At 71.4% G+C, this 16,854-nt stretch carries 14 protein-coding genes; 7 read left to right on the top strand and 7 right to left on the bottom strand.

From position 1 onward, the window contains the following. Nucleotides 1-96: 96 nt before the first annotated feature. Nucleotides 97-717 (top strand): TetR/AcrR family transcriptional regulator, encoded by a 621-nt coding sequence (locus EUA98_RS09070; protein WP_130102360.1) that lies wholly within the window; start codon nucleotides 97-99, stop codon nucleotides 715-717. A 33-nt stretch (nucleotides 718-750) separates the two neighbouring features. On the opposite strand, the gene EUA98_RS09065 is transcribed toward EUA98_RS09070, so the two are convergent. After that, nucleotides 751-1,194 (bottom strand): hypothetical protein, encoded by a 444-nt coding sequence (locus tag EUA98_RS09065; protein WP_130102359.1) that lies wholly within the window; start codon nucleotides 1,192-1,194, stop codon nucleotides 751-753. A gap of 32 nt (nucleotides 1,195-1,226) precedes the next feature. Here EUA98_RS09065 and EUA98_RS09060 point away from each other — a divergent pair, with 32 nt between their 5' ends. Next, nucleotides 1,227-1,646 (top strand): VOC family protein, encoded by a 420-nt coding sequence (locus EUA98_RS09060; RefSeq protein WP_130102358.1) that lies wholly within the window; start codon nucleotides 1,227-1,229, stop codon nucleotides 1,644-1,646. A gap of 10 nt (nucleotides 1,647-1,656) precedes the next feature. Here EUA98_RS09060 and EUA98_RS09055 read toward each other — a convergent pair whose 3' ends face one another. Further along, a complete protein-coding gene (locus EUA98_RS09055) occupies nucleotides 1,657-2,544 on the bottom strand; it encodes a fructose bisphosphate aldolase (protein WP_130102357.1) in 888 nt (295 codons plus the stop codon). A gap of 327 nt (nucleotides 2,545-2,871) precedes the next feature. Here EUA98_RS09055 and EUA98_RS09050 point away from each other — a divergent pair, with 327 nt between their 5' ends. Continuing rightward, nucleotides 2,872-5,313: a penicillin-binding protein gene (locus EUA98_RS09050; RefSeq protein ID WP_130102356.1), complete on the top strand. Its 2,442-nt coding sequence runs from the start codon at nucleotides 2,872-2,874 to the stop codon at nucleotides 5,311-5,313. Here the strand turns inward: EUA98_RS09050 and EUA98_RS09045 are convergent, their stop codons facing one another. The 3 genes from EUA98_RS09045 to EUA98_RS09035 all read right to left on the bottom strand — a co-directional run bounded on the left by EUA98_RS09045 (nucleotide 5,314) and on the right by EUA98_RS09035 (nucleotide 8,168). Beyond that, entirely contained in the window at nucleotides 5,314-6,171 is an 858-nt protein-coding gene (locus EUA98_RS09045) for a formate/nitrite transporter family protein (protein ID WP_130102355.1), read from the bottom strand. Nucleotides 6,172-6,271: 100 nt separating this feature from the next. Continuing rightward, the gene (locus EUA98_RS09040) at nucleotides 6,272-7,627 is read right to left on the bottom strand and encodes an EAL domain-containing protein (protein WP_130102354.1); all 1,356 of its coding nucleotides are present in this window, start codon (nucleotides 7,625-7,627) and stop codon (nucleotides 6,272-6,274) included. 97 nt (nucleotides 7,628-7,724) lie between these two features. Next, the gene (locus EUA98_RS09035) at nucleotides 7,725-8,168 is read right to left on the bottom strand and encodes a DUF7144 family membrane protein (RefSeq protein ID WP_130102353.1); all 444 of its coding nucleotides are present in this window, start codon (nucleotides 8,166-8,168) and stop codon (nucleotides 7,725-7,727) included. A gap of 248 nt (nucleotides 8,169-8,416) precedes the next feature. Between EUA98_RS09035 and EUA98_RS09030 the strand changes: the two genes are divergently transcribed. Then, the gene (locus EUA98_RS09030) at nucleotides 8,417-9,715 is read left to right on the top strand and encodes a chloride channel protein (protein ID WP_130102352.1); all 1,299 of its coding nucleotides are present in this window, start codon (nucleotides 8,417-8,419) and stop codon (nucleotides 9,713-9,715) included. Nucleotides 9,716-9,728: 13 nt separating this feature from the next. Here the strand turns inward: EUA98_RS09030 and EUA98_RS09025 are convergent, their stop codons facing one another. Next, nucleotides 9,729-11,768, bottom strand: coding sequence for an alpha/beta-hydrolase family protein (locus tag EUA98_RS09025; protein WP_165372777.1), 2,040 nt, complete (start codon nucleotides 11,766-11,768; stop codon nucleotides 9,729-9,731). A gap of 199 nt (nucleotides 11,769-11,967) precedes the next feature. On the opposite strand from EUA98_RS09025, the gene EUA98_RS09020 reads away from it, so the two are divergent. Further along, nucleotides 11,968-13,368, top strand: a complete 1,401-nt coding sequence (locus EUA98_RS09020) for a hypothetical protein (protein ID WP_165372776.1) — start codon at nucleotides 11,968-11,970, stop codon at nucleotides 13,366-13,368. A 32-nt stretch (nucleotides 13,369-13,400) separates the two neighbouring features. Here the strand turns inward: EUA98_RS09020 and EUA98_RS09015 are convergent, their stop codons facing one another. Next, nucleotides 13,401-14,696, bottom strand: coding sequence for a diacylglycerol/lipid kinase family protein (locus EUA98_RS09015; protein WP_130102349.1), 1,296 nt, complete (start codon nucleotides 14,694-14,696; stop codon nucleotides 13,401-13,403). 106 nt (nucleotides 14,697-14,802) lie between these two features. On the opposite strand from EUA98_RS09015, the gene EUA98_RS09010 reads away from it, so the two are divergent. Next, nucleotides 14,803-15,378 (top strand): phosphatase PAP2 family protein, encoded by a 576-nt coding sequence (locus tag EUA98_RS09010; RefSeq protein WP_207219022.1) that lies wholly within the window; start codon nucleotides 14,803-14,805, stop codon nucleotides 15,376-15,378. Between the two features lie 113 nt (nucleotides 15,379-15,491). Then, nucleotides 15,492-16,850, top strand: coding sequence for a sensor histidine kinase (locus EUA98_RS09005; RefSeq protein ID WP_130102348.1), 1,359 nt, complete (start codon nucleotides 15,492-15,494; stop codon nucleotides 16,848-16,850). Nucleotides 16,851-16,854 lie beyond the last annotated feature (4 nt).

Raw genomic sequence — 16,854 nt, 5'->3', positions numbered from 1 at the left:
CGTGGGACGACTTCCGTACACTAACGTATCCAATACGTTTCTGTATCCGCGAGTTCGCGCTCGGGGGTTCTCCGCATCGCTACCCTGGACTCCGCCATGACCATCGCCACCCCCGCCCCCGCCCCCAGCCGCCGTCGCACGGCCACCCGGGCGCGCCTGCTCGACGCCGCCGCCGAGGTGTTCGCCGAGAAGGGCCTGGGCGCCGCCACCGTCGACGACCTCGCCGCGGCCGCCGGGTTCACCCGGGGCGCCTTCTACTCGAACTTCTCCACCAAGGACGACCTGTTCTACGCCCTGTTCGAGCAGCTGTCGGAGCAGATGGTCGGCCTCGTGCGCGACGGCGTCGAACTGGCCCCCGAGCTCGACCTGAGCGGCATCGGCACCATCCTCGACCGCATCCGGCCGCACGCGCGGACCTGGTACCTCATCCAGACCGAGTACCTGCTGGCCGCGCTGCGCCATCCGGATGCCGGACGGCAGTACCTGGCGCACCGCAACCGGTTCGAGCAGGAGGTCGCCGAGGTGATCACCGAGGCGCTGCGCCGGCTCGGCCGTCGTCCGACCATGCCGATCGGGCAGCTCACGGAGATCCTGTGCTCGCTGTACCTGCGGAGCGTCGCCGTCCGGACGATCACCGATCCGGCCGGGCTACCCGCCGACCAGGTGCTGGGCGAGACGATCCCCGGGGTGCTGCTCGGCCTGTCCGAGCCGGTCTGACCGCGCGGCGCTCAACCGGAGCTCAATCAGCGCTCAGCCGGCGCGCAGCATCAGCAGGAACTGCCCGCCGCCCGGCTCGACCTGCGTCGTGACGGCCAGCCCCGGCGCGAACCGGGACAGCCGGTCCACCAGCCAGGCGCCGGCGTCCTCGGCGTCCGCCCGGCTGGGACAGCGCGCCACCAGCTCCCGCCCACCCTTGCGGGTCAGCCGTTCGACGGTCGACACGATCGGTGCCGGCTCCACGACGAACAGGTCGGGCGACCAGGCCACCACGGGCGTGACCGCACCCTTGCGCGTGTTGCAGGCCCGGTGCGCGAGTCGCTCCGCGCCCGGGGTCGCCTTCTTGCCCTTGGGTGCGGCGCCGCCATCGATGCTGGGACCGCGGTCGGCGTTGACGGAGGCGTCGGGGTCGACCGGCTCGTCGCACAGCCAGCATCGCCAGGCATCCCGCTCGCCGACCTCATCAAGGGTGCTCATGCCGAGAAGGCTACGGCCTAGGCTTGGGCCGCATGGACGTCCGTTTCGTTGCGAGCTTCACGGTCATCACCGGCCACCCCACCCAGGACCGTCGCCTGTTCCGCGACACCCTGGGGCTCCCCCTCCGCTCGGCCATCACCGCGGTCGACTCCCAGTACGTCTTCTTCGAAGGCCTCGCCGGGGTGAAGCACTTCGGTGTCTGGCCGCTGACGGAGGCGGCGACGGCCTGCTTCGGTCAGCCGCAGTGGCCCGACTCGCACCCGGTGCCGCAGGCGTGCATCGAGTTCGAGGTCGACGACGTCGAGGCGGCGGCCGGCGAGCTCGTGGACAAGGGCTACCAGCTGCTGCACCCCGCCCGCACCGAACCCTGGCACCAGATCATCGCCCGGCTGCAGACCCCGGACGGTCTCCTGGTCGGGATCTGCTTCACCCCGTGGCTCCACGACACCTGACGTCGGACGGTCAGGTGATCGACGCCGCATAGATGCTGGCGATCGCGAGCTCGAGGGCCGCGTCGAACTCGGCCTGGCTCTGCTGGGCGGTCAGGCCCTCGGTCAGGGCCCGGCTGAAGCTCGCGATCACGCCGTGGTTCTGAGCGAGGCGCGCTGTGGCGTCCTCGCGGGTGTACCCGCCGGACAGGGCAGCCACCCGTAGCACCCGGGGATGCTCCACCAGGTCGGCATAGAGGTCTGCCTCGTCCGGCAGGGTGAGCTTGAGCATGATGACCTGATCCGCGTCGAGCCGTCCGAGCTCAGCGAGGATCGCGGGCTTGAGCAGCTCCTCGGCCGCGGCTTTCTGGGGACTGTGGATGTCGATCTCGGGTTCGATGATCGGCACCAGCCCGGCGCCGATGATCTCCTTCCCTACCGCGAACTGCTGACCCACCACGGCGGACACCCCAGCCGGGTCGGCGAGCCTGATGACCGAGCGCATCTTGGTGCCGAACACACCATGAGACCTCGCGCGGGAGAGCAGGGCACCAAGGTCCGGGATGGGCTTCATGACCCGGGCGCCGTCGACCTCTTCGGCGAGCCCCTTGTCGACCTTCAGGAAGGGGACGACGCGCTTCTCCTCCCACAGGTACTCCGCCGCACCCGTGCCGCCGATCTGACGGTCCATCGTCATCTCGAAGAGGATCGAGCCCACGATCCGGTCGCCGGTGAACGCCGGACTGGTGATGATCCGGCTGCGCATCTCATGGATGAGCGCGAACATCTCGCTCTCGCTCGAGTATGTGGACTCGTCGAGCCCGTACAGCTTCAACGCCCGCGGGGTGCTGCCACCACTCTGGTCCAGAGCAGCGATGAACCCTCTCCCGCTCCTGACCTGCTCGCGCTGCTCGTTGCTCACGATCCACTTCCCCGTGTCGTTGGTCCACGAGCGCGGCGCCGCCGCCCGCGTGTTTCCTTGGTTCTACCTCTACTCCTCGGCGCCCGCTCGTGCGCGCTGTCAACGGCGCCGTCGTCCGCGGGGAACCGGCCGGGTGGCCCCGCTATTGCGGGGAGGCGGAGGGGCATTGTTTTACCCCGGACGAGGCCCGCACGGTGGGCCCTGAAGAAATGCCGGCAGATCACCCCCGGCGGATGAGACGAACGGCGCGGCGACGGACGTTCTGAGGCAGTATTTTCGGGCTTCCCTGCCGGGCGACCAGTGGCGAAACGCCCTAATCTGGACACCATGGCTCCCCCCGCGAAAGCCCGCGGGCGCCAGGCCACCGCGGTCCAGGTGCTCGCCCTTCTCCTCGCGTTCCTCCTGATCGCGGGTCTCGGTGGCGTGCTGGCCGCGGGCCTTCTCATGCCAGCGGTCGCGGGCATGAGCGTCGTCGCGGGGGCGACGACGTCCGTCTTCTCCGACCTGCCGACCGAATTGAAAGAACAGCCGCTGTCGCAGAAGTCCGTGGTGCTCGCCAACGACGGAACCACCGTGCTTGCGACCTTCTACCTCGAGAACCGGATCGTCGTCCCGCTCGACCGGATCGCACCGATCATGGCGCAGGCGGTCGTGGCGACCGAGGACAAGCGCTTCTACGAGCACGGCGGAATCGACTCCACCGCGATGGTCCGCGCAGCGTTGAAGAATGCCCTCACCTCGGACCTGCAGGGCGCGTCCACCCTCACCCAGCAGTACGTGAAGAACGTGCTCATCGAAGCCGCGGCCCGCAACAACGACAACGCCGGGATCGCCGCGGCGCGTGAGATCGCCGGCGCGGCGGGCCTGAGCCGCAAGCTGCGCGAGGCGAAGCTCGCCATCGCGCTCGAGCAGAAGTACACCAAGGACGAGATCCTCGGGCGCTACCTGAACATCGCGCAGTTCGGCGCCTCGGTCTACGGGGTCGAGGCCGCCGCCCAGCTCTACTTCACCAAGTCCGCCGCGGACCTCAACTACCTCGAGGCCGCCACCCTCGCCGCGGTCACCAAGAGCCCGACCCGCTACGACCCGGTCGTCAACCCGGACCTGTCCCAGGGCCGGCGCAACGTCGTCCTCGGGCTCATGCTCGGCCAGAAGATCATCACCCAGGCCGAGTACGACGCCGGCATCCTCGTCCCGGTCGCCAGCGTGGCCGACGGCGGCTACCTCAGCATCCAGAAGACCAGCCTGGGGTGCATGGCCGGCAGCGCCTTCGCAGGCTCGGGGTACTTCTGCGACTACGTCACCAAGGTGATCACCAAGAACGAGGCCTTCGGCGAGACGAAGGAGGAGCGCGCGGAGCTGCTCTACCGCGGCGGCCTGACCATCACCACGACCCTCGACCCGCGGATGCAGCAGATCGCCGACGACCAGGTAAAGGCCGGCATCCCCGTGGACGACCCGTCTGGGGTCGCCTCCGCGATCTCCGTGGTCGAGCCCGGCACCGGCAAGATCCTCGCGATGGCCCAGAACCGGAGCTTCAACAGCACGAAGACCGCCGGTGACCGAGAGACGTCGGTCAACTACAACGCCGACGCGGCGTTCGGCGGATCGACCGGGTTCTCTCCCGGTTCCACCTTCAAGCCGTTCACGCTCATGGAGTGGCTCAAGGAAGGTCACAACCTCAGCGAGGTCATCGACGCACGGCAGATGTCGTACCCGATGAGCGCGTTCCGCGCGCCGTGCACGAGGCTCACCGGCAAGCCGTGGACGTTCGGGAACGCGGAGGGCCCCGCCGGTGTCATGACCGTGCTCGACGCGACCAAGAACTCGGTGAACTCCGGTTTCGTCCGGATGGCCAGCAGGCTCGACCTCTGCGCGATCATGCAGGGGGCCAAGTCGGTCGGGATCCACCAGGCCACCGGCAAGGACATGGGCGTCTTTGCGCCGAACGTCCTCGGGAGCGAGTCGCTCGCTCCCCTGACGATGGCCGCCGCGTTCGCCGCCTTCGCGACGAACGGCACCTTCTGCGAGCCGATCGCCATCACGCGGGTGACAGATCCGAACGGCAACGAGCTCGCTGTCCCGGCGAGCAACTGCCGTCAGGCGATCGAACCGCGGATCGCGGCCGCCATGAACTTCGCCCTCGGTCACGTGTTCGAGGGCACCGGCAGATCCGTCGGCGCACTGGACCGGCCGTCCGCGGGCAAGACCGGCACGACGTCCGAGAACGAGCACACCTGGTTCGTCGGCTACACCCCGCAGCTGGCGACCGCCGTCTGGGTCGGCCACGCGGAAGGCATGATCCCGGTCCAACGGGTGACGATCAAGGGGAAGTACTACCGCAACGTGTTCGGCTCGTCGATCGCCGGACCGACCTGGAAGCGCTTCATGGAGCAGGCGATCGAGGGCATGCCGGTCCAGGACTTCGCGCCGGCGGGCACCGATGAGATCTTCGGCGCCCAGAAGGCCGTCCCCAACGTGGTCGGCCGGTCCGAAACCAGCGCCCGAGCGATCCTGAGCGCGGCCGGCTTCGAGACGGTGGTCGCGGGCGAACAGGTTGCGGCGGACTCGCCTGCCGGGACCGTGGTGTCGACGTCGCCGCGCGCCGGGGCGAGCGTCCCGTACGGCTCCACCGTGACTCTCACCCTGTCGAACGGGCAGCCGCCCGCTCCGCCACCGTCGCCCGAGGCGCCCCCCGCGCCGGCGATCGACCCGCACTCGGACCCCGGCCCCGGCCCCGGCGGCGGTGACGGCAGGGACGGGAACTGATCAGTCCGCCTGCGGCTTCTCCCGCAGGTACCGGGTGTCGTCGTTGACATAGGCGTAGTAGAACCCGATCAGGAGACCGCCGCCGATGAAGTTGCCGACCAGGGCGATGGCCACGTTCGCTGCGGCCAGGCCGACGTCGATGCCCTCCTTGAGGCCGACGATCGTGAACAGCACGGTGTTGGCCACCGAGTGCTCGAGCCCGAGGAACGCGAAGATGAACACCGACATGATCATCACGAGGCTCTTGGTGAGGTCATCCTTGATCAACCCGTTGTAGACCAGCAGCATGGCGATGTTGATCATGAAGTTGCAGAGGATCGCGCGGATCAACAGGTCGGTCCACCCTGCGGCGCCGGCGGTGATGAACTCGAGCTTGTGGTCGACCGACGCCTCCATCACCAGGAGCGCGCCGCCGTCGATGAGGGTGCTGAACCGGACGAGCACCGCGATGAAGAGCCCGCCGAGGAAGTTGCCCAGGAGGCACAGTCCCAGCAGGCGCAGCGACTTTCCCCACGTGGTCCGACGGTGGTACGCACCGATCGAGATGATCATCATGTTCGAGGTGAGGAGCTCGGACTTCGAGTAATAGATGAACACCAGGGCCCAGCCGAAGACCAGCGCACCCGCGATCCGGCCGAGGGAATGCAGATCTCCGCCGACGAAGGTCACCTCGTCGAACGCCGCGATGACCGCATAGTTCGTACCGTAGAAGAGCCCGATGATCACGCCCGCCATCCCGGCGCGCTGCAGGTATCGCCGCGTGAGCTCCCCCGACATCGCAGTCTTGGTCTCGAGCGCCCCGAGGATCGTGCTGATGAACTGCTTGCCGGGAAACAGTTCACGCGGGTCGGGAGCCATGACGCCTACATTTCCACGACTGCGCCACGGTTGGGGTGACCTCCACCCCATTCGGGATCCGGCGCGGCGGCGCGGCGGCGCGGCGCCGACCCGCCGTCGATCAGCCCTTGGCCGACAGGCGCCCGCGCCAGCCGCGCTTGGCCACGGTGGAGTCGGCGTCGTCGGCCGTGGGTTCGCGTCTGTGGACGGGCAACGCGAAGTTCGGGCCGCCCGGTCGTGGCATGCGCCGGATCAGGTGGTACGCGACGGCGTGCACCAGGTCGCGGTCCTGCGTGACGACCACGTCGTACAGGCCGTCCGGGCAGAGCCGCGCGAACACCGCGGTCGGGGCCTGGTCGCTGAGCACGATGAAGAACCGCTCGTCCGCGAGGGGGTCGTCGAGGTGCAGGCGAACACCGTGGACGCCGGGGACCGGCTCGGCCGCCATGGCGGTGCCGAACACCACCCAGAGCAGGGCGCTCGAGTGCATCACGGCGATGTGGTCGGTCAACCTCGCGGGGAGCTCCGCGTCCCGGCTCATCCCGACGAGGTAGGCGGGCCACGTCCCGAGGGAACGCGGGCTCAGTGCCATCACCGCTATCAGGCGGGTCAGCACGTCGAGGTCCATCCGCTGGTAGCTCCGACCACCGAGCAGCTCGAAGGGCGAGTCGAACGGCTGATCTGCGACGAGGGGGGTCACCAGGTGCACCGGGACGCGCGGCGCCGGGTAGTGGTCGAGCAGCGGCGCCGGAACCCCGAGGTGGTGCCCCTGCCCATAGGTCGCCCCGAGCGCGCGCGCCCAGATGGCGTCCTCCTCGGTCTCGATCCCCTCGACGAGCAGCGTGGCGCCGATCGCCTCGACATGGCGCAGCACGCTGGAGATGACCGCGGCGGCATCCACGACGCTCGCGTCCGCGAGGCGTCGCAGGTCGAGCTTGACGAGGTCCGCGCACACGATCGGGAGCATGGCGATCGGCGCGCGACTGACCCCGACGTCGTCCATCGCGACGCCCCAGCCGATGTCGCGGGCGCGAACGACCGCGGCCAGGACACCGGCCGGATCGGCCGCGAGCGCGTGGTCGTTGATCTCGACGAACACCCGCAGGACGGACTCCGCCCGCGCGACGACACCCGTGAGGTCCGACGGGCACGGCTGCGCGATCGCTTCCGGTTCGACGTTCACGAACAGCGACATCGCCGGCGGCAGGTCCGCGTCGAGGAAGGCCTGGTACGCGGCCGCACGGCACACCCAGTCGAGCTCAGCAACCCGCCCGGCGCGCCGCGCGGCGGCGAACATGGTCAGCGGGGAGGCGAACTGGGTGCCGGCCGGGCCCCGCGCGAGGGCCTCGAGGCCCACGATCTCCCCGGAGTGCAGGTCGACGAGCGGTTGGAACACCACCTGCACGTGCCGACGGTCGAGCAGGAGAGCGAACTCGCGGTCGGCCGCGGGGTCGGAACCGACCTCGGAAATCAGCATCGATCATCCCCCGGGGAAAAACGCATGGCGTGGTGCAACTCGTCCTGGCTCCCACCGATCGGCCCCCGGACCCGCGATGTGAGGAGAACCCCCGAAGTCAGCTCTCGACGGACTTCATCTCTCGACCATGAACCGTCACGGCCCAGATCACCAGGACGTCCAACGCGATCATGATCGCGGACCAGGCGGGGTAGGCAGCCAGGAACCCGATGTTCACGATGGCGCTCACCACCATCAGGACGACCGCGACGACTCGCGCCCACATCTGCCCGACCATGAGGCCGATCCCGGTCGCCACGACCAGGACGCCGAGGACCACGTGGGTCCAGCCCCAGGCCGTGTAGTCGACCTGGACGACCAGTCCGTTCTGGCCGACCAGGTAGTACTCGTCCTGGAAGAGGGCGACGAGGCCCTGGAACACATGGAACGAACCGAGCATCAGCATCATGGTGGCCGCGAATGCGATCCACCCGACCCAGCCGGTCGGAGCAGGTTCGGCCTGCCGCGACGTCCCGCGGGTCTGCCTGCGTGTCTCAGCCATCGACGTTCCTTCCCTCGATCGTCAACCCCGTCCATCGTGGCGTCGGCCTGGGGCGGCCAGACTCATCCGCGGCGGGCGATCAACGTGCCCCGCTCACGATTCGCCGCTAGGTTCGACAAGCGAACCGGGAAAGCCCAAGGGGGGAATCTGTGGACCCAGACCTCGGTCGACAACCCGCTGAGCAGACGTCGCCTGCGCCGCGAACGGGGGCCGCACCGCACTCGGCGGCGGTCGCCGATCCCCTGTCCATGGTCCGATCGCGCGCCTACGTCGGAGCGCTGGTGCTCGCGGCGCTCGTGGGCGTTCCCGTCGCCGCCGTCGCGTACGGGTTCCTCGCCCTGGTCGCGTGGCTGCAGGAGTACCTGTTCACCGACCTCCCGGTCCAGCTGGGCTTCGCCACCGCCCCGATCTGGTGGGCGTTGCCCTTGGTGGGCCTTTCGGGGTTCCTCACCGCGCTGTGCATCCGGTACCTGCCGGGCAACTCGGGACACTCGCCCGCGGACGGCTTCGCGACCGGCGGACCGCCACGTCCGATCGAGCTGCCCGGAGTCTTCCTCGCCGCCCTGGCCACCCTGAGCCTCGGGGCCGTCCTCGGCCCGGAGGCACCGTTGATCGCCCTGGGCGGCGGTCTCGGCGGGCTTGCCGTGCGGGTGGTCAAGAAGGACGCGCCCCCGACCGCGATCGCCCTCATCGCGACTGCCGGCAGCTTCGCGGCGATCAGCACCCTGCTCGGATCGCCGCTGCTCGGAGCGTTCCTGCTCATGGAGGCCGCCGGTCTCGGTGGCGCGATGCTGGCCGTCGCGCTGCTCCCCGGGCTGCTCGCCGCCGGGATCGGGTCGCTCGTGTTCGTCGGGATCGACTCATTGACCGGGCTCGGCACGTTCTCGCTCGCGATTCCCGACCTCCCCCCGTTCACCACGCTGACCGGCGCCATGTTCGGGTGGGCGATCCTCTTCGGTCTCACGGCACCGCTCCTCGCGTGGGCGACGATCACCCTCGCCCGGGCGGTGCGTCCCGCGGTGCACGCCCACCGGGTACCGGTCACGACCCTCCTCGGCCTCGCCGTCGCCGGGCTCGCGATCGCCTTCTCCCAGGTCACCGGCAAGGGCATCGACCAGGTCCTGTTCTCCGGGCAGGACGCGCTCGGGTCGCTGATCACCCAGTCCGCGACCTGGTCGATCGGTGCCCTCGCCCTGCTCGTCGTCTGCAAGGTCCTCGCGTACTCGTTGTCGCTGAGCGCCTTTCGCGGTGGCCCGGTCTTCCCCAGCATGTTCATCGGAGCCGCGCTCGGCGTGATGGCGGCGAACCTGCCCGGCCTGTCGCTCGTCCCGGCCGTCGGGATGGGGATCGGCGCGATGTGCGCCTCGATGCTCAAGCTCCCGTTCACCTCGGCGCTGCTGGCCACCGTCTTGCTGACCAGCGACGGGTACACGGTAGTGCCCCTCGTGATCGTCGCCGTCGTGGTCGCGTTCGTCGCCGGACAATGGCTGCCACCGATCCCCACGCCGGCCGGCCCACCCCGCCCGGGTGGACCACCTGGATCCTGAGGCCGGCCCCAGGTCAGCCGGCGTCGGTCGCGACGATCTCTGCCAGTGCGGCGGTGTCGAGCGTCCGGCCGGTCCACCGCGACACCGTCTCGGCGAGCTTGAGCTGCGCGGCGGCGCGTACCGGGGTGGGCACGGCCTCGGTGACAGCCCACCGGCGCTTGACCTCCCAAGCCAGCTCGCGGCGGCGCAGCGCGGCTTGCACGGCGACCATCTGGTCGTCGCTCGCCTTGAGCTGCCAGACCTCACGCAGGGCTTGCGGGACCTCGCGCCGATAGTCGTGCCCGCCCTCGTCGAACACGCCCGGCGTGGGCGAGAGCGCATTCTGCAGGTCCAGGAAGGTCATGAAGAACGTCGTCACCGGCATCCATCGGGTCCCTCGCGGCGACCCGGGCGGGCGCGCGCCGCCGCGGCCCATCCAGTCCGGGCGCTTCCACAGCAGGTAGGAGCTGAACTTCGGGACCGGGTCGTCGCCGTTCTGCAGCAGCAGGTAGCGCACCCGGGTCCGCTCCGCCGCCGGCAGGCCGTGCCAGTCGCGGATCCCGCGGGGCAGGTACGCGGCACCCGGCCCGACGTCGGGCACGTCCACCACCGAGCGGGTGCCCCACAGCTCCCGGCGCCACTCGGTCGCCGCCGGCGTCCCGATCCACAGGGCCGCATCGAGCCCGATGCCGGTCGGGCCGGTCATCCCCTGGCCGCGGAAGATCTCCTCGCTGACCTGAGAGCCCAGGCTCTCCCCGAACAGGTAGAACTTCGGTCGCCGCTCCGGCGCCATCGCCAGCAGTCGCTGCACGACGCCGTTCACGACGATCCGGGTCTGGTGGGTGGCCAGGTCCACCCGGGTCAGGGACAGCGCGGACGGCAGGACGGAGTACTGGATGCCCGCCGAGGCGCAGTTCCCGCGGGTGAGGTACTCGAACGTCTCGGAGGCGACGTAGTTGATGTAGCCGGAGCCCGTCGGGGAGAAGAGCGCGAACGCTGCCCGGTCCAGGGCACGGGTGCGGTCGATCTCCGCGAGCAGCAAGGCGGCACGTCCCTGCGCGTCGGCGGCGCTGTCGAGCGAGGCGTAGACCCGGATCGGCTGCAGGGCCGGCTCCCCCATCACCCCGGTGATCTCGTCGGCGGTCAGGGCCATCGAGAGCCACCGCGCCGACTCCCGGGACTGGTCCGTCCACGGGATCGCCGAGCCCGGGCCGCCGGTCACCTCGGCCCGCTCCGGCGGCCGGCGGTGGGCCGCCTCGACGGCTCCGCCGGGCTTCGTGAGCATCGCGTTCACGGCCGTGATCGCGCCCCAGCCGGCCCCCGCGAGCGCCCCGAAGGTGGCCACGCGGCCGGCGGTCCGCCGGTCCTGGGCCGACCCACCCAGCACGATCGCGGCGCCGCGGGCGAACGCTCCGCTGACGACGGACTCCGCCCGTGCCACGCCCACCAGGGCGAGGGTCACGACGATGCCCGAGGTGACCGCCTTCGCCGGGGAGACCTCGCGGTGGACGTCCTCGACCCCGCCTTCGCCCTCGTCGGGGTCAGGGTCGAACGACCCCGCCCTCGTCTTGCGCGGCCGGGTGGACAGGTACCCGGCGGCCCCCGCGAGCAGCGCGACCGCCCCCGCTTCCAGCCGCCCGGTGCGAGCACCCCGGCGCAGCTCCAGCGCATCGGCGACCAGACCGCCGGCCGCGACGGCGAGCGTGCTGGTGCCGAGCAACCGGACCAGAGCCCGCCGGGTGGACTCGTGCTCCTGGGGGGACGCGCCCCGGCACACCGCGATCCCGGCCGCGAGCGCGGACGCGTCCACGATCGCCCCGGTCACCGCCCGATTCCTCAGGGGCTCCCCGCCGACGGGGAGCCGGTCGGCGGTGGACCGAAGGAAGGAGTGCGCCGCTGTCCCCCACTCGAAGGCGGTCGCCGTCGCCACCCCGGTGATCAGCGCCTGATCACGGGTGGCGCGAGACAACAGGTTGGGTTGATACGAGACTCCGGTGGCGAAGGCTCCGAGCAGGAAGCCTGCTCGGGCGGAGATGTCCAGGCCACCGGTGCGGATCCGACCGTGAGTCGTCATGGGCGAAAGCCTGCCCCGCCGACCACCGGCCTGCCACCTGACGTGCGTGCGGGCGCCCCACGGGTGCGGGCGCCCCACGGGCCTGTACCCGCACCCCGGGCACGCGCCACCTCGCCCGCTCCGGGTGAGGCTCACCCGGAGCGGACGGGGAAACATGCCCAGTACGCACGTGTGCCACCGCCGCGGAGGGACGCCAGCCATGTCAGAGAACGACCCGCACCCTGCCCAGGAGCCCGCTGCCGAGGACCCCGCCGGACGCCTCCGGGCGCTCGAGAGCGAGAACGCCGCCCTGCGCTCGCGGATGGCCGCGATCTCGGCGACCGGCGCGGCCTCCGCGACCGGCGCACAGGTCCCGGTCCCGGCGCGAGCCCGGCCGCACCGGGTGCGGGCGGTCGTCTCCGTCCTGCTGATCCTCCTCGGGGTGCTGCTGGCGCCCGTCGCCGTGGTCGCCCACTGGGCGCAGCGCGAGCTGACCGAGACCGATCGGTACGTCGCCACGGTGGGCCCGCTCGCCAGCGACCCGGTGATCCAGTCGGCCATCGCGAACCGCCTGACCCAGGAGGTGATGGATCAGATCGATGTCGAGACCCTCGTCAACGATGCGCTGAGCGCTCTCGGCGACCAGGACCTGCCGCCGCGCGTGACCCAGGCCCTGAGCGCCCTGGAACAGCCGCTGACGAACGGCATCGAGTCGTTCGTGCACCGTGCCGCAACCACGGTGGTGGAGTCCGACGCCTTCGAGACCGCATGGGTCGACGCCAATCGCGTCGCGCACCAGGAGCTCGTGGCGGTGATGCAGGGCGACCCCGGCAAGGCCCTGCAGATCGGCGACCAGGGCCAGCTGACGATCCAGCTCGCCGGGATGATCGACCAGCTCAAGCAGCAGCTCGTGGACAGCGGATTTGGGATCGCCGCGAACATCCCCGCGATCAACGCCTCGTTCACGCTCGTGCAGACCACCCAGCTCGTGAAGATCCAGAACGCCTACAACCTGCTCGACGTCGTCGGCACCTGGCTGCCGTGGCTCAGCCTCGCGCTGATCGCGGGCGGCGTGCTGACCGCGGTGCGCCGTTCCCGGGCCCTGGTCCTCGCCGGCCTCGCGCTGGCGATCTCGATGCTCGTGCTCGGGCTCGGCCTGTACTTCGGGCGCACGTTCTACCTCGGCGCGCTCACCGGCAAGGTGGCCCGCCTCGACGCCGCCGAGATCGTGTTCGACCAGATCGTCGGCTTCATCCGGATCTCGCTGCGCACCGTCGCCGTCGCCGGTCTGGTCGTCGCCGCGGCGGCCTACTTCGGCGGGAGCAGCGACTCTGCACGCAGCCTGCGGGCCACGATCGGGCGTGGCTTCGGGTCGGCGCGGGGGTGGGCCGAAGGGCGCGGGGCGACGACCGGGCCGGTCGGGACCTGGCTCTATGCGCACCGGGCGTTCCTTCGCGTCGTGATCGTCTCGCTGGCCGGCCTCGTGATCGTGCTGGCCGCGGCACCGACGCCCACCCTGGTGGTCACCGTTGCGGTGGTCGCCGCTCTCCTGATCGCGCTCGTCGAGCTGCTGGCGCGGCCGTCCACCGAGGCCGACGACGGCGGAGGTCGACCTGCCTGAGCATCGCGCCCGGCTGAGCTGCGCCGGGGCCGTCAGTGCTGGCGACCGACGGCGATCGAGACCAGCCGTCGGACGCCGTCGGCCGGGCCGTCGGGCAGCTGGGCCGAGGGTGAGGCACCCGGGTGCTGCGGGGCGAGGCGGACCCGCAGGGCGGCCGGTCGGATCGTGAACTCCAGCGGGGCGGACAGCACCAGCGCCTCACCGTCGACACCGATCGGCACCTTCCCGGCACAGTCGATGACGAACTGCTCTGCCTGCCATTGCTCCCACGGCGGCCGAGCCCTCCCGTCGGTCGTGCGACCGGTCGGCCCCGTCATCACCGCGATGCCGAGGGTGTGACGGTCGATCGCCGGGCGCGTGCCCGCCCCGAGGAGCTCACCCAGCCGATAGGGGTTGTTCGAGACCAGGATGACGGCGGCGCGGCTCTGCGGTTCGCCGCCCGGGCCGATCCACCTCAGCTCGCGCTGGGCCCCGTCAGGGTCCTCGCCATCGCCGCCCGCGCCGCCGAAGGCGGAGGCGGTCTCCAGCAGGGTGCGCAGCTTCGCGTCGCGGTAGCCGGCCTCCTGGACCGCGCTGGCGTACACCCCGAGCGACACGTTGTTGACGAAGGTGCGACCGTTGACCTCGGCGAGGTCGACCCGCCGCTCCCCGCCGTCGACGAACGCGTCCAGCGCACCGACGACGTCGTCCCGGTCCACCCCGAGGTCGAGCGCGAAGTGGTTGCGCGTACCGGCCGGGATGCAGGCGAAGGGCAGGTCGTGCTCGGCCGCGATCCGGGCGACGAGGGCTTGGGTCCCGTCACCGCCGGCAGCCGCCAGCGCATCGGCACCGCGCGCGACGGCGTCGCGCACGAGACGCTCGAGATCGTCCCCCGGCCGCAGCTCGATCGGTTCGATGCCTCGGGCCTGCGCCTCGGCCGCCAGGCCCGCCGCGAGCGCCTTGCCGCCGCCCGAGCGGGGGTTCCACACCACGACCGCGTGGCGCGGCGGTACGGCCGGGTCGAGCCGCACGGAGGCACGAAAGGCCCGTCTCGCGAGCGTCAGCCCCAGCGCCAGGAGCACGCCCACCACCGCCAGGTCCAGCCACAACTGCCAGACGAACGTGGCGACGACCGCCGCGACGAGCAGCACCCCCGCCGCACCGAGCAGCAGCGTTCGGGACCGGCCGCGGCGCCAGACGGCTTCATACGCCGCGAGCACCGCACCCGCCAGAAGGGCGACCAGGATGATCCCGCGCGGGAAGTTCTGCACCGCCGTGACCGCTGCGGCCACGACCGCAGCCCCGATCAGCACCACCGCTCCGACGGCGCTCCAGCGACGTGCGTCCATGACGACAAACGTAGGACGGCCCGATCGTCGCGGCCAGTGGAACGCCCCTCCTCGCCGCAGGCCGCGCACCCTGCGGAGTGGACGCCCGCCCACTAGTCTGCGGTGCGTGAAGCGGCGCATGCGCAAGGTCCAGTCGGCGGCCGGTCAGGTCGATCAGGCCGCGTATGCCGCGCTCACCAGGCCGAACGCCCCTCTCCTCGACCGGGCGCTCTTCGCCCTGACGCGGGGTGCGGACTACTCGAAGCTCTCGCTCGCGGCCGCCGCCGCCCTCGCGCTGGCGGGTGGCCCCCGGGGGCGGCGGTCGGCGGTGCACGGCCTGGCGGGACTCGGCCTCACGGCTCTGGTCGCCAACACCGCGATCAAACCCCTGACGCATCGGCGCCGCCCGGAACGGGCACCGGAGCCCGTCCGGGCCACGGAGTGGATCGTGACCACGCCGCGGTCGACCTCGTTCCCGTCCGGCCACACGGCCGCCGCCGTGGCCTTCGCCACCGGGGTCGCGCACGAGTGGCCGACGGCGGCCGTTCCGCTGACCGGCCTGGCCGCCCTGGTCGGCTACTCCCGGGTCCGCACGGGCGTGCACTTCCCCGGGGACGTGGTGGCCGGGGCGCTGCTCGGCGGCGGGCTCGCGCTCGCGGCCAGCCGTCTCCTCGACCGGCTGGAGCGTCCGCATCCGCGGTAGTCGGGGCAATCCGCCGTCGCTGCTCGGGGCGGGGCGGGGGGGGGCTGGCACTACCGTCAGGAGGCCTGCTCACCGGATCGATCGCCCGGCCTCCAGAGACCAGGATCGGAAGCATGAACCAGAACCCCACGGCCGCCCTTCCGGGTGCGACGCTCAGCCCGGCCGCGCCCGACCCCCTCGCCGTGGCACCGGTGTCTGCGCCCGCCACGTCCGTCCTCGCCCAGCTGGGCCGCGACACGGTCTTCCTTCTGGTGTCCCTGCCCGTGGCACTGGTCTCGTTCACGGTCCTCGTCACCGGGCTGTCGCTCGCCGCAGGTCTGCTCATCACCGTGATCGGGATCCCCGTCGCGGTCGCCACCCTGGCGGCGGCGTCCGCACTGGCCACCGGCGAGCGGTGGCGGCTCGAACGTCGCGGCTCACCGCTGACCCCGCCACGACCGCCCCGCCCTCGCCGGCGCGACCGTGGGCTGCGCGGGATGCTGGCGCTGCTGACCGAACGCGACCGGTGGGCCGAGGTGCTGCACGGGATCTCGTTGCTGGCACTGGCGCTCCTCACCTGGTCCGTGGCCGTCACCTGGTGGGCGGGCACGCTCGGCGGCGTGACGTACTGGTTCTGGTCGCGGTGGCTGCCGACGTCGACCCCCGACGACGCGAACGTCACGCTGGTTGAGCTGCTGAACCTGCCGATCACCGAGTCGCAGCTCAATCTCCTGTTCGGCATCCTGTTCGCCGTGACGCTCGTGCCCGTGCTCCGCGGCTGCGCGAACCTGCACGTGCTGTGGGCCCAGACGCTGCTGACCGTGACCTCGCGCCGCTCGCTCACCCTGCAGGTCGAGGACCTCACCGCCCGACGCGTCGCGGCGGCGTCGGCCGAGGCGCAGTCCCTGCGCCGGTTCGAACGGGACCTCCACGACGGCCCCCAGCAGCGCCTGGTGCGACTGGGGATGGACCTCTCGGTCGCCGAGCGACGGCTCGACCGCGATCCGGCAGCCGCACGAGAGCTGCTCGGGCAGGCACGCATCCAGGCCGCCGAGGCCCTGGCCGAGCTGCGGGCGCTGTCGCGCGGGATCGCCCCGCCGATCCTGGCCGACCGCGGGCTCGAGGCCGCCCTGGCGGCGATCGCGGCCCGCTCCGCCTCACCGACCACGCTCGACGTCGACCTCGGTGCGGGGGCACGCCCGACGGCCGCGATCGAGAATGCCGCGTACTTCGTGGTCTGCGAAGCGCTGACGAACACCGCCAAGCACGCCTCGGCCACGTCGATCTCCGTCCGGATCCACGCGACCACCACGCCGTCGGGCACGCGGGTGCTGCGGGTGGAGGTCGAGGACGACGGCGTCGGGGGCGCGGACCTCGCCAAGGGTCACGGGCTGGCGGGGCTGTCGGACCGGGTGGCCGGCCTCGACGGCACCCTGACGGTGGACAGCCCCGCGGGCGGACCGACCAGGCTCCGCGCCGAGCTCCCATGCTGAGGCC

It is taken from the genome of Pengzhenrongella frigida (assembly GCF_004168625.1).
Lineage (GTDB): Bacteria > Actinomycetota > Actinomycetes > Actinomycetales > Cellulomonadaceae > Pengzhenrongella > Pengzhenrongella frigida.
This window is presented reverse-complemented; position numbering and strand designations above follow the sequence as displayed.